The sequence below is a fragment of the Streptomyces sp. NPDC126503 genome (assembly GCF_040302405.1).
Taxonomy (GTDB): Bacteria; Actinomycetota; Actinomycetes; order Streptomycetales; family Streptomycetaceae; genus Streptomyces; species Streptomyces gulbargensis.
Map to the genome: position 1 here is coordinate 1 of NZ_JBEORS010000044.1, position 20,834 is coordinate 20,834.

The following is a 20,834-nucleotide window of genomic DNA, read 5'->3' on the forward strand; positions in this document are numbered from 1 at the left end:
CTGGCGTTGATTTTTGGCACGCTGTTGAGTTCTCAAGGTGCGGACGCTTCCTTCGTTCCTGTTTCCAGGCCCTCCGGGCGCTTCCTTCGTTTCCAGCTTAGCAGATCCGATTTCCTTCTCTGCCACCCGCTGGAGCGGGCTGCCGGGAATGGAATTCGCTTTCGCGCTTTCCGTTTCCTCGGCGGGGTCAAACATTACCAGGCTTTCTCCGGCCCCTTGACCACCCCCCGGCGAGCTGACGCACGCAGAGGTGTAGACCACTGGGGTTAGGATCTGAGCTTGATGGGTGCTGCCGACCCACGGCTCAAGGCCGCGCTGGGGTCAGGCAGGAGTACGACAGTACATCCCACCGTCAGTAGAGGCAAATCGTTTCGGGTAGTCCGTAGGTCCGCCAACTGGTACGTCTCGTGCGGAACTAGGACTTCCCATGACATACGCTGCAGGACAGTACGCCGTCCAGGACAGGTAGTGACGGCGCCACACCATCTCCGCCCCTGGGAGGCTTCCCATGTCAACCGTGACGTCGCCACTCGCTGGACGCGCCATCGGTCTCGCCGCAGTTCCCGACCCGGTCTTCTCCGGTGCGATGGTCGGGCCCGGCACCGCCATCGACCCCGTGCGCGAGCCCTCCGAGGCGGTCTCCCCCGTCGACGGGGTCATCGTCTCCATGCACCCCCACGCCTTCGTCGTCGTCGACGGTGAGGGCCACGGCGTCCTCACGCACCTCGGGATCGACACCGTGCAGCTCAACGGACAGGGTTTCGAGCTGCTCGTGAACAAGGGCGACACCGTCAAGCGGGGGCAGGCCGTCGTGCGCTGGAACCCGGCCGAGGTCGAGGCCGCCGGCAAGTCCCCCATCTGCCCCGTCGTGGCCCTCGAGGCCACCGCGGACTCCCTCTCCGCCGTCCAGGAGGACGGCGAGGTGAAGGCCGGCGACCAGCTCTTCCACTGGAGCTGAGCCGGACCCGTCCCTCGGGACGGCCAGGAGTTCGACATTCAACACGGCGGCCCGGGCCGCCGCACTATCGGAGACGGGTGAGATGGAGACAACGCTGCGAGGCGTCGGCGTCAGCCACGGAGTGGCGATCGGCGAGGTCCGGCACATGGGCACGGCGGTCCTCGAACCGCCGGCCAAGCAGATTCCGGCCGACGAGGCGGAGCGCGAACAGGGGCGCGCCCGCCAGGCGGTGGAGGCCGTCGCCGCGGACCTCATCGCACGGGGCAACCTGGCAGGCGGTGAGGCCCAGGCGGTGCTGGAGGCCCAGGCGATGATCGCCCAGGACCCGGAGCTCATCGCCGACGTCGACCGGCGGATCGCGGTCGGCAGCACGGCCGAGCGCGGTATCTACGACGCCTTCTCGCACTACCGCGAGCTGCTCGCGGGCGCCGGTGAGTACATGGCCGGCCGGGTCGCGGACCTGGACGACGTACGGAACCGGATCGTCGCGCGGCTGCTCGGCGTGCCGATGCCCGGCGTGCCGGACAGCGACGAGCCGTACGTCCTCATCGCGCGGGACCTGGCGCCCGCGGACACGGCGCTGCTCGACCCGGCGCTGGTGCTCGGTTTCGTGACCGAGGAGGGCGGGCCGACCAGCCACAGCGCGATCCTCGCGCGGGCCCTGGGCGTGCCGGCCGTGGTGGCGCTGCCCGGTGCGGGGGAGCTGGCCGAGGGCACGATGATCGCCGTCGACGGTTCCACCGGCGAGATCTTCGTGGAGCCGAGCGAGGAGAAGAAGGCCGAGCTGACCAGGGCCGCCGCCGAGCGCAAGGCCGCGCTGGCCGCGTCCAGCGGTCCGGGTGCCACCTCGGACGGGCACAAGGTGCCGCTCCTGGCCAACGTCGGCGGTCCGGGAGACGTGCCGGCGGCGGTGGAGGCCGGTGCCGAGGGCGTCGGTCTGTTCCGTACCGAGTTCCTCTTCCTCGACGACAGCCGGAAGGCGCCGTCCGAGGAGAAGCAGATCGAGGCCTACCGCAAGGTGCTGGAGGCGTTCCCCGAGGGCCGGGTGGTCGTGCGGGTGCTGGACGCCGGGGCGGACAAGCCGCTCGACTTCCTGACGCCCGCGGACGAGCCGAACCCGGCGCTCGGCGTGCGGGGTCTGCGGACGCTGCTCGACCACCCGGAGGTGCTGCGGACGCAGCTGACCGCGCTGGCGAAGGCGGCCGAGGGCCTGCCGGTGTACCTGGAGGTCATGGCGCCGATGGTCGCCGACCGCACGGACGCCAGGGCCTTCGCGGACGCCTGCCGTGAGGCGGGGCTGCGGGCGAAGTTCGGCGCCATGGTCGAGATCCCGTCGGCGGCGCTGCGGGCGCGCTCGATCCTCCAGGAGGTCGAGTTCCTGTCGCTGGGCACCAACGACCTGGCGCAGTACACCTTCGCCGCGGACCGGCAGGTCGGAGCGGTGTCCCGGCTGCAGGACCCGTGGCAGCCGGCGCTGCTCGACCTGGTGGCGCTCTCCGCGGAGGCGGCCAAGGCCGAGGGCAAGAGCTGTGGTGTGTGCGGCGAGGCGGCGTCGGATCCGCTGCTCGCCTGTGTGCTGACGGGTCTGGGGGTCACCTCCCTGTCCATGGGTGCCGCGTCGATCCCGTACGTGCGGGCGACGCTGGCCACCTACACGCTGGCGCAGTGCGAGCGGGCGGCGGCCGCGGCGCGGGCCGCGGACACCGCCGAAGAGGCGCGGCGCGCGGCGCAGGCGGTGCTGTCCGGCGAGTGATCGCCGGCCGGCACCGGTTCTCCGGAGGGGCTTCCCGTCACCTGGTGGCGGGGAGCCCCTCCGGCGTTTCCGGCGGGGCTCCCCGCGTCAGGGCCGGTGGTGGGCGGCGCAGTCGTCGTAGGGGTCGGTCGGGAGCGGGAAGCCGGCGCGGTGGTCGACGTCCGGTTCGGGGGCGACCGGCTCGCCGGTGCGGGCGTCGGTGCAGTAGGCGGCGAAGACCTCGGCCTCGGTGAGCGGGGCGAGGGTGGCGTCCTTCAGGCGCCAGCCGTGGAGGCGGTCGCGGGCGCCCGGTGCGGAGGTGCGCAGGACGAGGCCGCCGGGGGCGGCGAGGGCGATGCCGGCGGCGAGTACCGCGGTGAACTCGGTCGCGGCGGTGAGGTCGTGGTGGGCGGTGCCGTCCTCGTCGGTGCGGGTGTGGAGCACGGCGAGGAGGTGGTCGCTGCCCGCGGGGACGCTGCACACCAGGTGGTGGGTGCCGGGGCCGGTGGCCTCCAGGAGGCGGGCGAGGAGGTGGGTGGCGCGGTCGAAGGCGGCCCTGCCGATGTCCGTGCCGCAGGCGGCGCAGTCCCCCGCCGTGGCGAGGACGGTGGTGGCGTACTCCCAGGTGGCGTGGCGGACGGCGGTGTCGACGAGTTCGGGCAGGAGGGTGGAGAGGGGTTGGCCGGTGTAGGTGAGGCGGGCGCCGGTGACGGCGACGTGGGCGGTGAAGCGGCTGCGGCTGGCGGGGTGGTCGGGGTCGGTTCCGGTGGCGGTGCACCAGGCCGCGTACTCCTCGGGGTCGAAGAGGGTGACGGTGGTGTGTCCGCCCTGGGCGGCGAGGGTTTTGAGGAGGGCCTCGATCTGCTGGAGGTAAGCGGTGTGGTCGTCGAAGGCGAAGGTGCGGTAGCGGCGCATGGCGGCGAAGTCCCGTGCGTCGGCGAGGAGTCCGACGGTGCTGGGCATCTCGCGGCGCAGGGCGCGGCGGAGGCGGCGGTCGGCCGCGGCGGTGTGCGGGGTGCGGGCGGTGTCGGTGTGGCTGCGAGGCATGGCTGTTCCCCCCTGGTTCGCGGACCGGTCGGTCCGCTCCGATCAGTGATCACTCACCGTAACCTTCGCCACTGACAGTGACGATTCTGGGAGCCGGCGGCCGATGAGGCGGCGCTGGGTGACGGTGGTGGCGACGAGGACGGCACCGAGGAGGGGCCAGGCATAGGGGCCGGCGGAGACGAGTCCGGTGACGAGGAGGGGGCCGCCGAAGCGCTGGGTGGACTGGGCGAGTCCGTGGACGCCGAGGTAGGCGCCCTGGGCGTCGTCCGGGGCGAGGGCGACGGAGAGTTCCCAGGAGGCGAGGGTGTGGAGCATCTCGGCGAAGGTGAGGGCGACGGCCGCGACGACGAGGGCGGTGACGGCGGTGGCCGGTCCGCCGAGGCCGGAGACGCAGACGGCGGTGGTGCCGGTGGCGAAGAGGGCGGCGAGCGGGCGGTAGAGCCGGCGGGCGGACGCGGGGGTGGCGCCGAAGCGGGAGAGGGGGACCTGGAAGAGGACGACGAGGACGCTGTTGACGACGAGCAGGAGGGGGGCGAGGCCCGCGGGGGCGTCGGTGGCGTGGACGATCCAGAGGGGCAGGCCGACCTGGAGGATCGAGTCGTGGAGGAAGAAGACGGCGTCCCCGGCGGTGAAGCCCAGGAAGGCGCGGTCGCGCCACGGGTTGGAGCGGCGGGGCGTGGGGGCGGGGGGGCCGTCGGTGGCGGGGGTGCCGGTCGCCACGGTGCGGGCGGGGGCGGGCGGTTCGGCGCAGCGGAGGGTGAGGGCGGCCATCAGCAGGTAGGAGAGGACGTTGCCGGCGAGGAGGAGCTGGTAGGCCGTGGTGGTGCCGACGGCGAGCGCGGCCGCGGCGCCGAGGCCGCCGACGGTCCAGCCGATGTTGGAGGTGGTGCGGTTGATGGCCTGGTAGCGGGCGCGGTCGGGGCCCGCGATCCGGGCGGCGTAGAGCTTGGTGAGGACGTTGGTGGCGCGGTCGGGGAGGGCGCCGATCGCGGAGTAGACGACGAGGAGGGCGTAGGCGTCGGTGGTGAGGAGGGCCAGGAGGGCGGCGGCGCGCAGGAGTTGGGTGCCGATGAGGACGTGCACGAGGGGGAAGCGGTCGGCGAGGCGGCCGCCGAGCGGGGCGCCGGCGATGCCGGCCGCGCCGGACAGGGCGACGAGGAGGCCGACCTCTCCGAGGCCGAGACCGGTGACGTACGTGAAGTAGAGGGCCATGGCGGTGGCCCAGAGGCCGGTGCCGCACTTGTCGATGAAGCCGATGACGAGAAGGCGGCGCCCGTCGGGGCCGCCCGGGATGCGGTCCTTGAGAGGTGTTCGGGCGGGGCGGGTCGAGCGGCTCACGTGGGGTCCCCCTTGCGTATTTCTTTGTATTGATACATAGTTGGCTACGTGGCAGCACAATATTCGATCCAGGGGACCACGGCCAAGGGGATTGCCGCGTCCGTCGAGCGGGGCGTCGCCGAGGGCGGGCTCCGCCCCGGTGACGCGCTCCCACCGGTACGGCGGCTCGCGGACGCGCTCGGGGTCAGTCCGGGCACGGTCGCCACGGCGTACAAGGAACTGCGGCAGCGCGGGCTCGTCGTCACCCGGGGCAGGGGCGGGACGGTGGTGGCCGAGGTGCCGTCCGTGGCCTCCCGGCGCCCACCGCGCGTCCCCGAGGGGCTGGTGGACCTGGCCGGCGGCCATCCCGATCCGGCGTTCCTGCCGGTGCTGCGCCCGCCGGCGGAGTTCCCGCCGGTCCAGGGCTCGCACCGCGCGGCCCCGCGTCTCGCGGAGTTGGAGGCGCTGACCCGTGACTGGTTCGTCCGGGACGGGGTGCCCGCGGAGCACGTGACCTTCGCGCACGGGGCGCTGGACTGCATCGCGCGGCTCCTCTCCACGGAGCTGCGGCCCGGCGACGCGGTGGCCGTGGAAGACCCCGGCTTCCACCACCTGCTGGATCTGGTGCCCGCGCTGGGGCTGCGGATCGTGCCGGTGACGGTGGACGGGGAGGGGATGGTCCCGGAGTCACTGCGGACGGCCCTGCGCGCCGGGGCGCGCGCGGTGGTGTGCAGTCCGCGCGGTCAGTGCCCCACGGGAGCGTTCTTCACCCGCGACCGGCGGGACGCGCTGGTGGCGGTGGTGCGGGAGTTCCCCGAGGTGCTCGTCGTGGAGGACGACCACAACGCGGAGGTGGGCGGCGCGGCGGCGTACACCCTGGCGGCGGGCGGTCTCGAGCGCTGGGCGCAGGTCAGGACCGTCTCCAAACACCTCGGGATCGACCTGCGGTGGGCCGGGGTGGCCTGTGATCCGGTGACGCTCGCCCGGCACGACGGCCGGATGCTCATGACCTCCGGCTGGGTCAGTCACCTGCTGCAGCGGACGGTGGCCGGGCTGTTCACCGACCCGTCGGTGGCCGAGCTGGTCGCGGCCGGGGAGGCGGCGTACGCGGAGCGGCGGACGGCCCTGATCGACGCCCTGGGCGCGTACCGGATCCGGGCGGTCGGGGCGAGCGGCCTCCACGTGTGGGTGCCGGTGCGCGACGAGTCCGCGGTGGTGAACGGGCTGCGCACGCACGGCTGGTGGGTGGCCGCGGGCGCGCGCTTCCGGATCGCGGCCCCGCCCGCGGTGCGGATCACGGCGGCGACACTGCGGCCTGAGGACGCCCGGCGGCTCGCGGCCGACTTCGCCGACGTACTGGGCGACGCGCAGGCCACGTACGGCGGATGACCGGAGGACCGGCACCCGGGCGGGTGCCGGTCCCGGACGGGTCAGGCGCGGCGGGCTTCCGCCAGGGAGGCGTAGAAGCGGAGCAGGTCGAGGTTGTCGACCGAGCCCGGGTTGACGGCCTTGTCGAGCGGCGTGCCCTGGAGGAGGCGTTTGACCGGGACCTCGATGCGCTTGCCGGTGAGCGTGTGCGGGACGCCCGGGACCTCGATGATCTCGTCGGGGACGTGGCGCGGGGAGAGTTCCGCGCGGATGGTCCGCTTGATCCGGTCGATCAGGTCCCGGTCGAGGGTCGCGCCCTCCGCGAGGTGCACGAAGAGGGGCATCCAGTAGCCGCCGTCGGGCTCCTCCAGGCCGATGACCAGGGACTCGCGGATCTCCGGGAGGCGCTCCACGGCCTCGTAGATGTCGGCGCTGCCCATCCGGACGCCCTGGCGGTTGAGGGTGGAGTCGGAGCGGCCGTGGATGACGACGGAGCCGTGGTCGCTGATCGTGATCCAGTCGCCGTGCCGCCAGACGCCGGGGAACATCTCGAAGTAGCTCTCGCGGTAGCGGCTGCCGTCGGGGTCGTTCCAGAAGTGGATCGGCATGGACGGCATGGGGTTGGTGACGACCAGTTCGCCGACCTCGCCGACGACCGGCTTGCCGGAGGGGTCCCAGGCCTGGAGATCGGTGCCGAGGCCCGCGGCCTGGAGTTCGCCGATGTGCACGGGAAGGGTGGGGACGGCGCCGGCGAAACAGGAGCAGACGTCGGTGCCGCCGCTGACGGAGGCGATCCACAGGTCCTCGCGGACCTCGTCGTGCAGCCAGCGGAAGCCGTCGGGCGGCAGCGGGGAGCCGGTCGTGGCGACGCACTTCACGGCGGAGAGGTCGAAGTCGCGGCCCGGGTGGACGCCCGCCTTCGCGCAGGCCATGACGTACGCGGCCGAGGTGCCGTACAGGGTGGCGCGGGTGCGTTCGGCGACGCGCCACTGGGCGGCGGTGTCGGGGAAGCCGGGGCTGCCGTCGTAGAGGACGACGGTGGTGCCCGTCAGGAGGCCGGAGACGAGGAAGTTCCACATCATCCAGCCGGTGGACGTGTACCAGAAGAACACGTCCCCGGGGCCGAGGTCGCAGTGCAGGCCGAGCTGCTTGAGGTGCTCGACGAGGATGCCGCCCTGGGACTGGACGATCGCCTTGGGCAGGCCGGTGGTGCCGGAGGAGTACAGGACCCACAGCGGGTGGGAGAACGGGACCTGCTCGAAGACCGGCTCGGCGTCGCCAGCGACGAGGTCGTCCCAGAGGAGGGCGCCGTCCGGGGTCCCGGTGCCCAGGAGCGGGATGTGGACGACGGCGCGGAGGGTGGGGAGCTCCGCGCGGAGTTCGGCGACGGTGGCGCGGCGGTCGTGCTCCTTGCCGCCGTAGCGGTAGCCGTCGACGGTGAAGAGGACGACCGGTTCGACCTGCTGGAAGCGGTCGAGGACGGAGCGGGCGCCGAAGTCGGGGGCGCAGGAGGTCCAGACGCCGCCGACGGCGGCGGTGGCGAGGAGGGCGACGACCGCCTGCGGGACGTTGGGCAGGTAGCCGCTGACGCGGTCGCCGGGGCGTACGCCGAGGGCGCGGAGTTCCGCGGCGAGGGAGCCGACCTGGCGGCGGAGCTCGGCCCAGGTGACCGAGGCGGGCTCGTGGGTCTCGTCCACATGGAGGAGGGCCGTGTCGTGGGGGCGGTCGTCGGCGGCGCGCAGGGCGTGCTCGGCGTAGTTGAGGGTGGCGCCGGGGAACCAGTCCGCGCCGGGCATCGAGCGGTCGCCGAGGACGCGCGCGTACGGGGAGGAGAAGCGGACGTCGAACCACTCGGCGACGGCCCGCCAGAAGGTGTCGAGCTCCTCGACGGACCAGCGGTGGAGCGCGGGGTAGCCGCCCTCGGCGGGCGCGCCGTGATGTTCGGCGGCCCAGGCCTGGAAGCGGGTCACGGCGGCCGAGGCGATGCGGTCCTCGTCCGGCTGCCAGAGCGGCTCGGTCGGCGCTGCGGATGTCATGGGGTGGCTCCCTGGCTGTACGCGGGGTCGGCGTGTGTCCCGCGCACGTGCTGGGGTGTGCGCGTGACGCGGCTGACAGGACGATGCCATGTGAACCTCTTTCGCACCAGGGCCGGTCACCCATGGTCCGGGAGTTGAACATGTGCTCCCACCACGGGTGAACGGCGGTTGAACGGAGCTCGCCGCGCCCCTGGCGGGTGGCAGGGTGATCGTCATGGACGGTCGTGAACTGCTGCGTTCGGTGAAGGTGTTGGGCTCGGTGCGGGGCCTGCGGGCGGTACGGGCGGCGTGGCGGCTGCGCCGGTCGGACGCGCGGGGGCTGCCGGCCGGGGGGCCGGAGCGGGCACGGGTGCCGGGCCCGCTGGTGGCGGCGGAGGCGCTGCCGGGCGGGGGTGTCCTGCGGTTCGCGCGGTCCGCGCTGCGCATCACCGTGTCGGCGGGCGGCACGGTGTTCTGGGGGTGGGACGGGGCCGAGCCGCTGCCCTCGTACGCGCTGGCGGGCGAGGCGCCGGAGCCCGATCCGCGGGCGGCGCTGGAACCGGACACGGACGGCGGGTGGCGGATCGTGTCGGAGCGGGTGACGGTGGCGGTCTCGCGGCACGGGGCCGTGGAGGTCCGCACACCGGGCGGGGTGGTGCTGCGGCGGGATCTGCCACCGCGCTGGTGGGAGCCGGTGGCGGGCGGGCCCGCGCGGTGGGCGCAGCGCAGCGAGGTGCCGGCGGACGCCCGGTTCTTCGGCCTGGGGGGACGGGCGGACGGGCCGCGGCTGCGGGACGGCTCGTACCGGCTGTGGAACACCGGTCCGGGCGGCAGCTCCGGGCCCGGGGACGCTCCCCCGTCGCTCACGATGCCGGTGCAGTTCGTCGTCTCGGACGCGGGGACGCATCTGGTGTTCCACGACAACTCCTGGGACGGGCGGGTCACGCTCGCCGAGGGCGAGGAGGGGGCCGGTTCGGGCCACGACCGGCCGGGGACCGCCGAGGTACGGATGGAGGGCGGGCCGCTGCGCTGCTGGGTGGTGGTCGGCACGCCCGCTCGGGTCCTGCACGGCTGGGCCGCGCTGACGGGGGCGCCCGCGCTGCCGCCGTCGTGGGCGCTCGGACCGCAGCACGTGGGCCCGGGGGCCGGCGGGGCGGACGAGGTGCGCCGGGTGGTGGACGGGTATCTGGAGCGGGGGCTGCCCCTGTCGGCGGTGCACCTGGACGGTGGTTTCGACGACGGACACCGGGCGGCCCGGGGGGGCCGGGAGGGGACGCCCGGACCGCCGGGGCTCGCGGAGGAACTGCGCGAGCGGGGGGTGCGGCTGGTGTCGGTCGTGGAGCCGGCGGTGCGGGCCGAGCCGGGGCGCGCGCGCTACGAGCAGGGGCGGGCCGCGGGGGTGTTCGTGCGGGACGCACGGGGTGAGGAGGTCCACGGGGTGGCGGGGACGGGCGACCGCGCCTATCCGGACTTCACGGATCCGCAGGCGCGCCGGTGGTGGGGCGGGCTGTACGAGGAGCGGCTGCGCCGGGGCTTCGCCGGGGTGGCCCTCACCGGGAACGAGCCGGTGGTCCTGGGCCCGTTCGGGGACAGGACGCTGCCCCGGTCGGCCCGGCATTCCCTGGAGGGCCGGGGCGGTGACCACCGCGAGGCGCACAACGTGTACGGGCTCGCGATGGCCCGGGCCGGCTACGAGGGATGGCGCCGGGTGCGTCCCGGGGAGCGGCCGTTCCTCCTCTCCCGGTCGGGCTGGGCGGGTGCGCAGCGGTACGGCGGCACGTGGTCCGGGGAGGTGGCGGCGGGGTGGCCGGGGCTGCGGGCCGCGCTCGGGCCGGTGCTGGGGCTCGGGCTGTGCGGGGTGCCGTATACGGGCCCGGACCCGGGCGGCTCCGGCGGGAGCCCGTCGCCGGAGCTGTACCTGCGCCGGCTCCAGCTGGGGGCGTGGCTGCCGCTGTTCCTCACGGGGGCGGCGGGTGGCCCGGGGCGGGGCGAGCCGTGGGAGTTCGCCCCGGAGGTGCTGGAGCACGCGCGGGCGGCGCTGGCCGAGCGGGAGCGGCTGCGCCCGTACTTCGGGACGCTGGCCCGGCTGGCGCGGATGACGGGGGCGCCGTACGCGCGGCCGGTGTGGTGGGGGACGCCGGAGGACCGGGCGCTGCGGGACTGCGAGGACGCGTTCCTGCTCGGGGACGCGCTGCTGGTCGCGCCGGTGCTGCACCGGGGCGCCGACCGGCGGGCGGTACGGCTGCCGCGCGGGCGCTGGTACGACACGGCGACGGGCCGCGCGTACGAGGGGCCGGGGCAGGTGCTGGTGGAGGCCCCCCTGGCGCGGGTGCCGGTCCTGGCGCGGGCGGGGGCGGTGATCCCGGTGCGCGGTGAGGACGGACGGCTCGCGCTGGAGGTGTGGGCGCCCGCCGTGGGGCGGACCGGCGGGGGGCTCGTGGTGCGGGACACCGGTGACGGCTGGGAGCCGGCGGAGATCGAGCGGTACCGGTCGCGCCGGGTGGACGGCCGGGTGGTGGTGGAGCGGGTGACGGACGCCGGGGTGGAGGAGGCGGGACTGCCGGTGCGGGTACGGGGGTGTGGTCAGCAGGAGCCGTAGGCCCCGGCGAACCACTTCCGTGCCGCCTCGGTGTGAAGGGGGAAGGCGAGGGTCCGGGGCGCGCGCAGCACGTGGAGGGCGGTCGTCTCGGCGTTCGGGGTGAAGGGCGGGAGAGCGTCCAGGGCGGGCAGGAGGCCGAAGAGGAGGAGGTGGTCGCCGGAGACGAGGGCGTCGGCGAGCCGGACGTCGCCGGCGGAGGCCTCGATGCCGGTCTCCTCGCGGAGTTCACGGACGACGGCGGCGCGCCAGTCCTCGCCGTGTTCGATGAAGCCGCCGGGCAGGGCGATGCCGCCGCGCCGGGGTTCGATGCCACGGGTGAGGGTGACGAGGCCACGGCCCCCTCCGTCGCGTACGGGGAGCAGGGCCACGGCGACGGGCAGCGGATTGCGGTAGGCGGTGCGGCCGCAGGAGCGGCAGGTGCGCGGCCATCCGGCGCCGGCCGGGTGGGCGGCGCCGCAGGCGGAACAGAAGGTGGTCCCGGTGTCGTTCACGGGCCGACCGTACGCGATCACCCTTTCCCGGCGCCGCCGGAACTGATAGACGGTGGGCATGACTCGACCGGCTCGCGCACTCCGAACCCTCGCCGTCACGGCCTCGGCCGTGCTCCTCGCCCTGACCGGGGCCGCCGTCTCCGCTCCCCCGGCGGCGGCCGTTCCGGAGCCGAAGGCACCGCCCGGGTTCGTGGCGCTCGACGCGGTGGACCGGACGATCCTGCAGGAGATGAGGTACACGACGGCGCACAACTTCGTGGGCGAGCCGGTCGACGGCTACCGGCAGCCGGTGTGCATCCTGACCCGCCAGGCCGCCGGGGCCCTGCACCGCGCGCAGTTGCGGCTGCTGGCCCGGGGGTACTCGCTGAAGGTGTACGACTGCTACCGGCCGCAGCGGGCCGTCGACCACTTCGTGCGCTGGGCGAAGGACCTCGGCGACGAGCGGATGAAGGGCGAGTTCTACCCGTTGGTCGAGAAGTCGCGCCTGTTCGCGGACGGTTACATCGCGGAGAGGTCGGGGCACAGCCGGGGGTCGACGGTCGACCTGACGCTGGTACGGCTGCCGGCGGCGCCGACCCGCCGTTACGTCCCGGGCGAGCCGCTCGTGGAGTGCTTCGCCCCGCGGGCGGAGCGGTTCCCGGACAACTCGGTGGACATGGGGACCGGGTACGACTGCTTCGACACCCGCTCGCACACCGACGATCCGCGGGCCACGGGTGAGCAGCGGGCCCACCGGCAGCTGCTGAAGGGCGTCCTGGCCGAGCAGGGGTTCGTGAACCTGCCCGAGGAGTGGTGGCACTTCACCTTCGGGCCGGAGCCGTACCCGTCGACGTACTTCGACTTCCCGGTGGCCCGGCGGTCGGTGGCAGGGCGCTGAGGTCCCCGGCACCGGCTCCTCCCCCGGGGCCCGCTTCCGGCGGCGCGCCGGAAGCGGAACGGGGGCGACGGGGCGGTGTCAGGAGGTGACGGGGGCCGGGTGGGTGCGGGCGGCGAGGGTCATGGCGTTCCGGACCACGGCCACCAGGACCTCCTTCACGGACTCGCGGTCGCGGGCGTCGCACATCAGGAGCTCCACCTCGGGGTCCAGGTCGAGCGCTCCCCGCACGGACTCGGGCGGGTAGCGCCGGGCCCCCTCGAAGCAGTTGACGGCCACGGTGAACGGGATGCCTCGCCGCTCGAAGTAGTCGATCGCCGCGAAGCTGTCCTCCAGGCGGCGGGTGTCCGCGAGGACGACCGCGCCGAGCGCACCCTGCGCGAGTTCGTCCCAGAGGAACCAGAAACGGTCCTGTCCCGGGGTGCCGAACAGGTACAGGACGAGGTCCTCGCGCAGGGTGATCCGCCCGAAGTCCATGGCGACCGTGGTGGTCGTCTTCGTCTCGACGCCGTCCAGGTCGTCCACGGGCCGTCCGGCCTCGCTCAGGATCTCCTCGGTGCGCAGCGGCCTGATCTCGCTGACGGCGCCGACCAGCGTCGTCTTGCCGACCCCGAACCCGCCGGCGACCAGGATCTTCAGGGTCATCGGCTCGACGGGGGTCTTCTTGCGGCTAGAGCGCCCGAAGGCCATTGATCACCTCGCGGAGAATGCTCACGTCCGGCAGCTCGGCCGGCGGAACGGGGCGGGTCACATGGACGAGTTCGTCCTCGACGAGGTCGCCGACGAGGACCCGGACCACCCCTACGGGGAGGTCGAGTCCGGCGGCGAGCTCGGCGATCGACTGGGGCTGCTCCCAGCAGCGTTCGACGATCTCCACGTGCTCGGGAGAGAGCGTCCGGTCCCGGCCGGGGTCGTCGGCCGCGGGCTCGGGGACCACCAGCGCGATGAGGTCGAGCCGGTGGCGGGAGGCGGCGCTCGTCCGGCCCCGGGTCATCGCGTACGGGCGGACCACCGGGCCCGCCTCGTCGTCGAACCAGTGCTGGCGGACGGGGGGCTGCCCGGCGCCGTCCGGGGTGGGTTCGGCTGCGTCGCTCATGGTCCGGCCACTCACCCTCCGGTGGGCAGGCCGGCCCGGGGCGCCGTGGTGAGGTGGGCGCCGACCCGCTTGACCATGAGGGTCATCTCGTAGGCGACCTGGCCGACGTCTGAGTCGGCGTCGGCGAGGACGGCCAGGCAGCTGCCGTCACCGGCGGCCGTGACGAACAGGAAGGCGTCCTCCAGCTCGACCACGGTCTGGCGGACCCGGCCCGCGTCGAAGTGGCGGCCCACGCCCTTGGCGAGGCTGTGGAATCCGGAGGCGACGGCGGCCAGGTGCTCGCCGTCCTCCCGGGTCAGCTCCTGGGAGGCGCCGGTGGGCAGTCCGTCGCTCGACAGCACCAGGGCCTTGCGGATGGACCCGACGCGCTGGACGAGTTCGTCGAGGAGCCAGTTCAGCTCGCCGTTCCCGCGTCCGTGGGTGGTGTTGGGTGCTGCGGCGTTCGGTGCGGTCATCGACCGTCCTCCTCCGGTGTCGTTCCTGGTGCTGTCGTGTCGTCCGGTTCGGCGTTCCGCCGTCGCCCGCGCTGCCAGCCGCGCTGCATGGCGGCCATGCGGGCGCGTACCTCGTCGGCGTCGCGCTCGAAGGAGTCGGGCCCGCCGGCCGCGGCGCGGCCCGTGCCCCTGCCCGTCCCGGCGTCCGTGCGGTCGTGGTCGCGGAGCTGGGGCGCCAGGCTGGCCTGGCGGACGCGGCGCGGCAGGCCGCCGAAGGTGTCGGACGGCTCCGGGGGTACGGGGACGAGGGTGGGACCGGTGCCGTGCGGCGGCACGGGCCGGTCGTCGCGGGCGCCCGCGCCGTGGTCGCGGTTCCGGGGGGCGTCGGCGCCGGGGCGGCCGGGGGCCGGGTGGGCGCGGCCGCCCTCGTCCAGGCGGCGTCCGTGGTCCACGACGAGTGTCGGCGGGCGGCGGCGGGGCAGCGGGCGGGGGCCGTGCGGCGTGGGAGCGGTGTCGTCCTCCGTCCCGTCCCGGCCCGGGCGGTCGGGGCGCCCGGAGCCGTCGGCCGGGGTGTCGGCGGCCTGCTGGTGCTGTTCGCCGGCGGAGGCCAGGCCGCCGCGGCGGCGGTCGCGGGGCCGGAAGAGGCCCCCGCGCTCGCTGTCGGAGTCCAGGAGGTCGGCGGAGCGGTCGAGGAGCGTGTCGAAGTCCTCGTCGCCGAGCGGCGGTTCGAGCTCGACCGGCCCGTCGAGGGCGCCGGGCGTGCCGGTCACGTCGGGGACCCGGGCGAGGGCGGGCCTGCGGGTGGGCAGGCGGCCGTCGTCGCCGGGCTCGCCCGGCCGGGTCGGGCCGGTGGTGGCGTGGTCCTGGCCGGTGCGGTCGGCCGCGCCGCGGTCACCGGACGTACGGTCGGCGGACGCGCGGTCGGCGGCGGCGCGGTCCAGGTGCGTCCGGTCCAGGCGGAAACCGGCGCCTTGCGTCTCGGGGGCGTCGGTGAGCAGCGCGGCGGGGATGAACACGACCGCGGTGGTGCCGCCGTACGGGGAGGGCTGGAGCGAGACGCGGACGTTCTGCCGCTGGGCGAGCCGGCTGACGACGAAAAGGCCGAGGCGGTCGGTGTCGGAGAGCTCGAACTCGGGGGTCTCGGCGAGGCGGAGGTTGGCGTCGAGCAGGGCCTCGGGGGTCATGCCGAGGCCTCGGTCGTGGATCTCCAGGGTGAAGCCGTTGGCGACGCGCTCGCCGAGCACCTGCACGGCGGTGTGCGGGGGCGAGAACACGGTGGCGTTCTCGAGGAGTTCGGCGATGAGATGGGTGAGGTCGGCGACGGCCGGGCCGCCGACGCCGAGGCGCGGCAGGCGCCGGACCTCGATGCGCTCGTAGTCCTCGACCTCGGCGACCGCGGCCCGTACCACGTCCATGAGCTGGACGGGCTTGCGCCACTGGCGGGAGGGGGCCGCGCCGGAGAGGATGACGAGGCCCTCGGCGTGCCGGCGCATGCGGGTGGTGAGGTGGTCGAGGCGGAAGAGGTCGGCGAGTTCCTCGGTGTCCTCGGTGCGCCGCTCCATCGTGTCGAGCAGGGTGAGCTGGCGGTGGAGGAGGACCTGGTTGCGGCGGGCCAGGTTGACGAACACCTCGGAGACGCCGCGGCGCATGTCGGCCTGCTTGACGGCGGCCTCGACGGCGGCGCGCTGGAGGGTGTGGAGGGCCTGGCCGACCTGGCCGACCTCGTCCTCCCCGCACCCCAGGTGGGGCACCTCGGTCTCGACGTCGACGTGTTCGCCGGCGGCGAGACGGCGCATCACGCTGGGCAGCCGGACGCCGGAGACCTCCTGGGCCTCCTTCTGGAGGCGGCGCAGGTCGCGGATGAGGTCGCGGCCGATGCGGACGGAGATGACCAGGGAGGCGAGGAGGGCGAGGAAGCCGAGGACGCCGGCGGCGCCGGCCTTCAGCAGGACGCTGTAGGCGGCGGGCTGGACGCGGTCCTGGTAGCGGTCGCCGGCGGCGGTGTTCTCCCGGGCGAGGGCGTCGAGGACGGGGCTGGCCTCGTCCTGCCAGTAGGCGGCGGTGACGGCGCGGGGACTGTCGGTGGGGCCGGCTTCGATGAGGGCGTTCTCGGCGGTGCGCAGCGCCGCGGTCCCGGGGCTGCGCCAGAACTTCTCGAACCGGGCGCGCTCGGCGGCGGGGAGCAGTTCGAGGTTGACCTCGTAGAACTGCTCGCGGTTGGCGACGAGGTCCGATATCGCGCGGATCTCCTGGGCGGTGATCCGGTCGGCGACGAGGGCGGAGAGGACCAGGGCGTCCTCGCGGGAGAGGAGTTCGCGGGCGCGGGTGATGCCGACGAGGGCGCGGCCCTGCTTGTCCATCTCCACGTTCTCCAGGGCGTGGAGGGTGACGAGGAAGCTGTAGCAGGGGTCGACGAGGCGGTTGTAGAAGTCGAGCGCCTGCATGCGGCCGATGCTGCGGTTCTCGACGGAGCGGCGCAGCGAGGTGAGGCCGTCGAGCGCTTCGAGGAGGGAGTTGAGGCGCTGGGTGGTGACGGGCCGCATCTCGTCGCGGACGCCGGGTTCGGCGGCGTTGGCGCGGATCCGGGCGATCTGCCGGTCGGTGGCCCGGCGGGCCTCGCGGAGGGTGCCGAGGGCCTCGGAACCGCGCGGGTCGGCGAGGTAGACGAGGGACTGGCGGCGCTCCAGCTGGATGACCCGGGCGGTGTCCTCCAGGGGGTAGCCGACCTTGTCGACGATGTAGCCGACGTCGAGGAGCTGGTCGGCCTCGCGCCCGGTGAGCACCGTGGAGAATCCCCACAGGCCGGTCAGGGAGACGAGGGGGACGAGGAGCAACGCCACGATCTTCCGGCGGATGGACTTCCCGCGAAAGCGCATGGCCTCCCCCAGCTCGACCCCCGTGCGCCACGGGGGCCCTCCACGTGTGACGTCGCCGTCAACACGCGGCGTCAACCTTCGATTTCAACAAACGGCGGCGCGAGCCTACTACTGCATCAGAGCCATCTCGAAGGCATGTCCGGGCGATTTTCAGCCTGTCGAGTGATCGTTGATCATGAGATGTCCGGGTATTCGGGGAGTTGGGATCGGCCACTGTGGCAGAGGACACGGAAGGGTATGCCTTTTGCCCGAGCTGCGGAGATGGCTGGAATTGTTTGTTCCGGTGGTTCGTCTTCCGGACAGGCGAAACCTTTTCCCCGTCAGAAGCGTCATGCAGAGCGGGGAGGCGCCTGTCCGTGTAAAGCCGCTCACAACGGGCAGCCGACCTGAAGACGTCCGGCGGTGGGGAGTGACGGAACCATGGAACACGAAGCGCGGTCGGCGCGGCAGCTGTGGGTGGAGGACGAGCGGGGCCGGCGCAGGCTCCCCGACCCGGTGCGCGACGCCGCCGTCCGGGCCGTGCTGATCGTGTCGGTGACGCTCATACAGGCGGTCATCGCCTTCCTCTGCACGCTCGCGGGCGCCTGGCTCGCCTTCCCCATGAGCGTCACCGCGATCGCCTCGACGGTGGTGGCGACCTGGAGCGTTCTCGACATCTGGATCACCCGCCAGGTGTGGCGCCAGCGCCACGGGGTGCTCTCGGAACCGAGCAGCACGGCGTGGCCGCCGCGCCGGGAGCGGCAGACGGAGACCGAGGGGACGGCGGAGGACGGCACCGTCGGGGTGACCGCCGAGACCTCCTCCGCGCGCGTGCCGAGGACACTGTCCGAGGCGGCCTGACCGTCCCGGGCCCGCCCGCACACGAACGCGTACGGAAGTGGCCCGGCCCCCTCGTCGGGGGCCGGGCCACTCCCGTACGCCGTGCCCTCCGGTCCCGTCCGCCGTGACGGGGCTCCTACCGGGCCGGGGGCGCGGCGGCCGCCCCGGCCGGTTCGCCGGCCTCGTGGCGGCGGAACATCCGCGTCGCCGTGATCTCGCCGTGGATCGTCTCGCCCTCCGGCGCGGGCTGCGGCAGACCGGGCCGCAGGTGCTCCTCCACGCTGATGTACTTCAGGCCGGCCCGCAGGTCGGCGTCGTTGCGCAGCCGGATCACCAGCGGGAACTCGGCGAGCGCCGTCGTGTCGAACAGGCCCGTCGTGTAGAGCAGCTGGACGCCGAGCGCGTCCGACACCGCCCGCTGGAGTTCCAGCAGGTAGGTGGCGTTGGCGCGGCCGATGGGGTTGTCGAGGAACAGCGTGCCCGCGTGCCGGTGCTTGTCGCGGCCCCGGTCGTTGGAGCGGAGCGCCGCCATCGTGCAGTAGAGGGCAATGGCCGCGGTGAGCAGCTGGCCACCCGAGAACACGTCGCCCATCTGTCCCACCGGGACCCGCTCGGCGCGGAGCACGGCGTCCGGCTTGAGGATCTCGACCGAGACGCCGCGGGGTTCGAGGGCCGCCTGCACCCCGCGGAGCAGCAGGGACATGCCGTCCCTGCGCAGGTCGGAGTTCTTCCGGACGGCGGCGCGGGTCGCCTCGTCGACGACCTCCCCGAGCCGCTCGGTGAGCGTGGCCTGGTCGGGCTCCTCGAAGCGGATGCGGAGGAACTCCTGCCCGGACCACTCGCCGAGCCCCTCGGGGAGCCGGGAGAGCCGCTGCGCGGAGCGGAGGGTGGCGAGGGAGGACTCCACGAGTCCGCGCAGCCGGTCCACGATCGAGTCGCGGTTGCGCTCCAGCTGCTCCAGCTCGTCGGTGAGGACACGGAGGCGGGGCGCGAAGGCCTCGGCCCACTTGGCGGCGTGCTCGGGAAGCGCCGAGGCGGGCAGTTCGCGGATCTGCTGGCGGGCGGGGGTGCGGACCTGCTCGTAGCGGGTGGAGTTGGCGTGCCGGACGAGGATGTCGCCGGCCTCGCGGACGGCCGCGTCGGCCGCGGAGAGTTCCGCGGTGCGGGTGCGCAGCGCGCGGCGGGCCTCGGCGGCGGCGGTACGGGCCTCCTCCAGGCTGCCGGGGTACGGTCCGGGCTCCTCGCCCTCCTCGTCCGTGTGGTCGCGCAGGAGGTCCCGCAGCAGGGCGGCGGTCTCGTCGAAGCCGCCGGCCGCGTCCTCGGCGACCCGGTGGTCGCGCAGCAGGCCGGCGTGCGCGGCGCGGGCCGCTTCCAGTGCCTCGGTGCGGGAGGCGAGTTCGGCGGTGGCCGTACGGAGCAGGGCCTGGGCCTGCTCGGCGTCGGCGGGCACCAGTTCCGCGGGCAGCTCGGTGTGCGCCTCGCCGTCCTCGGGGGCGAGCCGCTCGGCCTCACCGCGCAGGCGGCCCAGCTTCTCGCTCGCCTCGGAGGCACGCGACTCCAGCATCTGCACCAGGGATTCGGCGCGGGCCGCGGCGGCCTGCCGGGACGGGCCGTCGGCGCCGTCGGTGGATTCCAGGAGCTGTTCGGCGCGGGTGCGGACCTTGTTGGTGAGCCGGTCGAGCTCGGCGAGCGCGGCGGACTCGTCGCTCTCGGCGCGGGCCTGCTCGGCGCGGAGGTCGGCGCCGACGCCGACCTTCTCGTACAGCCGGGAGGCGGCCCGGTAGGCCTCGCGGAGGGTGGGGAGCGCGACGCGGGGCGCGTCGGCGTCCTCCTCCGGAAGGTTCTCGGGGGCACCGGCGATCTCGGCGCGTTCGGCCCGCAGGGCGCGGGCGGTGCGGTGGGCGTCGTCGGCGGCGCGCTGGGCGGCGCGGCGGTCCTCGTCGGCGGCGCGGGCACGCTCCAGGCAGGTCTGGGCACGGGCCTCGGCCTCGGCGGCGTCGTCGGCGAGTTCGCGGAGCTTGGCCTGCCAGGCGGACCGCTCGCGGAGCCGGAAGGCGAGTCCGGCGAGGGCGTCGGCGGCGCGGCGGGCCCGCTGGGCGGCCTCCTGCCGCTCGTCGCGGACCTGGGCGGCGTCGGCGGCGGCCTCCTCGGCCTCCGCCCGTACCGTACGGGCCTCGGCGAGGGTCGCGGCGGCGGCCTCGGCCGTCTCGCGGGCGGTGGTGGCCGCGGCGGCGAGTTCGGCGAGCATGCCGGGCGGGCAGTCGGCACGCCAGGCCCCGATGCGGGCCGCGAGGGCACGGTCGCCGGCGAGGCGGGCGGCGAGGGCGCGGATCTCCTCGTCGCGGGCGGCGGCGCGGGCCCGCAGGGCGTGCCGCTCCTCGTCGGCCGCGTGCTCGTCGTGCATGGCCGGGTTCGGCGGGACGAGGAACACCCCGGTGTCGTCCCCGTCCGCGTCCCGGGCGGGTACGGGGGCGAGCAGGGCGGCGGCGGTGCCGACCGCGACGGCGGACCGGGGCAGCAGGGCGGCGGCGGAGAGGACCTCGCGGGCGCGTCCGTACGAGACGGGGTCGGTGATCACCACGCCGTCGACGAGCTCGGGGCGGGCCGCGAGCACGCGCGCGTGGTCGGCGGGGTCGACGGCCTGGGCGAGGTAGCGCCAGCCGGGCAGGGCGGGGATGCCGTGTTCGCCCAGGTACTCGACGGTCGCGAGGACGTCGGGGCCGGGCGGCAGGAGACCTCCGTCGCCGAGGGCGCCGAGGATGCGGGAGTCGTCGGCTGCGGCGGTCCGCAGTTCGAACAGCTGGCGCTCGGCGGTGGCGACGGCCCGGTCGAGCAGGGCGCGCAGCTCGTCGGCGTACCGGTCGAACTCGGTGACGGTGAGCGGGCCGTGCGGTCCGGCGACGAGCCCGAGGGCGGCGCCGGGGACCTGGCCGCGGGCGGTGGCCGCGTCGGGGTCCTGGGCCGGGCCCCGGCCGGTGGCGTCGGCCGGGGAGGCGTGGCCGGCCGCGCCCCGGGGGGCGCCGGAGGCCTCCGTGGTGTCGCCGGCCGGGGCCGCGGTGGCCGCGCGCTGGCCGGGCAGCGCGGCGCGGTCGGCGGGCAGGCCGAGGAGTTCGGTGAGGCGCTCCTCGGAGGCGAGGGCCTCGGCGGCCCGGCGCTCGGCGTCGTACGCGTGGCCCGCGGCGTCGGCGGCGTCCGCCGCGCGGGCGGC

15 protein-coding genes and 1 pseudogene are annotated in these 20,834 nt (G+C 74.8%); 6 read left to right on the forward strand and 10 right to left on the reverse strand.

Annotation, left to right across the window (positions count from 1 at the left end):
* The coding region (locus ABTY40_RS30220; protein WP_352062430.1) for a hypothetical protein at positions 1-195 on the reverse strand (195 nt) is incomplete at its 3' end.
* A 313-nt stretch (positions 196-508) separates the two neighbouring features.
* On the opposite strand from ABTY40_RS30220, the gene ABTY40_RS30225 reads away from it, so the two are divergent.
* The gene (locus tag ABTY40_RS30225; protein WP_345281971.1) at positions 509-958 is read left to right on the forward strand and encodes a PTS sugar transporter subunit IIA; all 450 of its coding nucleotides are present in this window, start codon (positions 509-511) and stop codon (positions 956-958) included.
* An 82-nt stretch (positions 959-1,040) separates the two neighbouring features.
* Positions 1,041-2,711, forward strand: coding sequence for a phosphoenolpyruvate--protein phosphotransferase (ptsP, locus tag ABTY40_RS30230; RefSeq protein WP_352062431.1), 1,671 nt, complete (start codon positions 1,041-1,043; stop codon positions 2,709-2,711).
* Between the two features lie 87 nt (positions 2,712-2,798).
* On the opposite strand, the gene ABTY40_RS30235 is transcribed toward ptsP, so the two are convergent.
* Together ABTY40_RS30235 and ABTY40_RS30240 are read right to left on the reverse strand one after the other, a co-directional pair.
* Entirely contained in the window at positions 2,799-3,737 is a 939-nt protein-coding gene (locus tag ABTY40_RS30235) for a DUF8829 domain-containing protein (RefSeq protein ID WP_352062432.1), read from the reverse strand.
* A 42-nt stretch (positions 3,738-3,779) separates the two neighbouring features.
* Positions 3,780-5,075, reverse strand: coding sequence for an MFS transporter (locus tag ABTY40_RS30240; RefSeq protein WP_352062433.1), 1,296 nt, complete (start codon positions 5,073-5,075; stop codon positions 3,780-3,782).
* A gap of 48 nt (positions 5,076-5,123) precedes the next feature.
* On the opposite strand from ABTY40_RS30240, the gene ABTY40_RS30245 reads away from it, so the two are divergent.
* The gene (locus ABTY40_RS30245; protein ID WP_352062434.1) at positions 5,124-6,443 is read left to right on the forward strand and encodes an aminotransferase class I/II-fold pyridoxal phosphate-dependent enzyme; all 1,320 of its coding nucleotides are present in this window, start codon (positions 5,124-5,126) and stop codon (positions 6,441-6,443) included.
* 41 nt (positions 6,444-6,484) lie between these two features.
* Here ABTY40_RS30245 and ABTY40_RS30250 read toward each other — a convergent pair whose 3' ends face one another.
* The gene (locus tag ABTY40_RS30250; protein ID WP_352062435.1) at positions 6,485-8,458 is read right to left on the reverse strand and encodes an acetoacetate--CoA ligase; all 1,974 of its coding nucleotides are present in this window, start codon (positions 8,456-8,458) and stop codon (positions 6,485-6,487) included.
* Between the two features lie 214 nt (positions 8,459-8,672).
* Here ABTY40_RS30250 and ABTY40_RS30255 point away from each other — a divergent pair, with 214 nt between their 5' ends.
* Positions 8,673-11,036: a glycoside hydrolase family 31 protein gene (locus tag ABTY40_RS30255; RefSeq protein WP_352062436.1), complete on the forward strand. Its 2,364-nt coding sequence runs from the start codon at positions 8,673-8,675 to the stop codon at positions 11,034-11,036.
* On the opposite strand, the gene ABTY40_RS30260 is transcribed toward ABTY40_RS30255, so the two are convergent.
* A complete protein-coding gene (locus tag ABTY40_RS30260) occupies positions 11,021-11,587 on the reverse strand; it encodes an NUDIX domain-containing protein (protein WP_352062437.1) in 567 nt (188 codons plus the stop codon). The two genes, ABTY40_RS30255 and ABTY40_RS30260, sit on opposite strands and share 16 nt — an antisense overlap.
* On the opposite strand from ABTY40_RS30260, the gene ABTY40_RS30265 reads away from it, so the two are divergent.
* Positions 11,586-12,404, forward strand: coding sequence for a M15 family metallopeptidase (locus ABTY40_RS30265; RefSeq protein WP_352062438.1), 819 nt, complete (start codon positions 11,586-11,588; stop codon positions 12,402-12,404). The genes ABTY40_RS30260 and ABTY40_RS30265 overlap by 2 nt on opposite strands.
* 78 nt (positions 12,405-12,482) lie before the next feature.
* On the opposite strand, the gene ABTY40_RS30270 is transcribed toward ABTY40_RS30265, so the two are convergent.
* Genes ABTY40_RS30270 through ABTY40_RS30285 form a run of 4 tightly spaced genes read right to left on the reverse strand, consistent with a single transcriptional unit; the run spans position 12,483 to position 16,807 of the window.
* Positions 12,483-13,091: a GTP-binding protein gene (locus ABTY40_RS30270; RefSeq protein WP_352062439.1), complete on the reverse strand. Its 609-nt coding sequence runs from the start codon at positions 13,089-13,091 to the stop codon at positions 12,483-12,485.
* Complete coding sequence (locus ABTY40_RS30275) at positions 13,072-13,497, reverse strand: DUF742 domain-containing protein (RefSeq protein WP_352062440.1); 426 nt, start codon at positions 13,495-13,497, stop codon at positions 13,072-13,074. The genes ABTY40_RS30270 and ABTY40_RS30275 overlap by 20 nt, the downstream gene beginning before the upstream one ends.
* 11 nt (positions 13,498-13,508) lie before the next feature.
* Positions 13,509-13,952, reverse strand: coding sequence for a roadblock/LC7 domain-containing protein (locus ABTY40_RS30280; RefSeq protein WP_345281993.1), 444 nt, complete (start codon positions 13,950-13,952; stop codon positions 13,509-13,511).
* Positions 13,949-16,807, reverse strand: a complete 2,859-nt coding sequence (locus tag ABTY40_RS30285; RefSeq protein ID WP_352062441.1) for a sensor histidine kinase — start codon at positions 16,805-16,807, stop codon at positions 13,949-13,951. Before ABTY40_RS30285 ends, ABTY40_RS30280 begins: the two co-directional genes overlap by 4 nt.
* 420 nt (positions 16,808-17,227) lie before the next feature.
* On the opposite strand from ABTY40_RS30285, the gene ABTY40_RS30290 reads away from it, so the two are divergent.
* Complete coding sequence (locus ABTY40_RS30290; protein WP_352062442.1) at positions 17,228-17,647, forward strand: hypothetical protein; 420 nt, start codon at positions 17,228-17,230, stop codon at positions 17,645-17,647.
* A 115-nt stretch (positions 17,648-17,762) separates the two neighbouring features.
* On the opposite strand, the pseudogene ABTY40_RS30295 reads toward ABTY40_RS30290, so the two are convergent.
* Positions 17,763-20,834: pseudogene (locus ABTY40_RS30295) on the reverse strand (hypothetical protein); the annotation flags it as partial.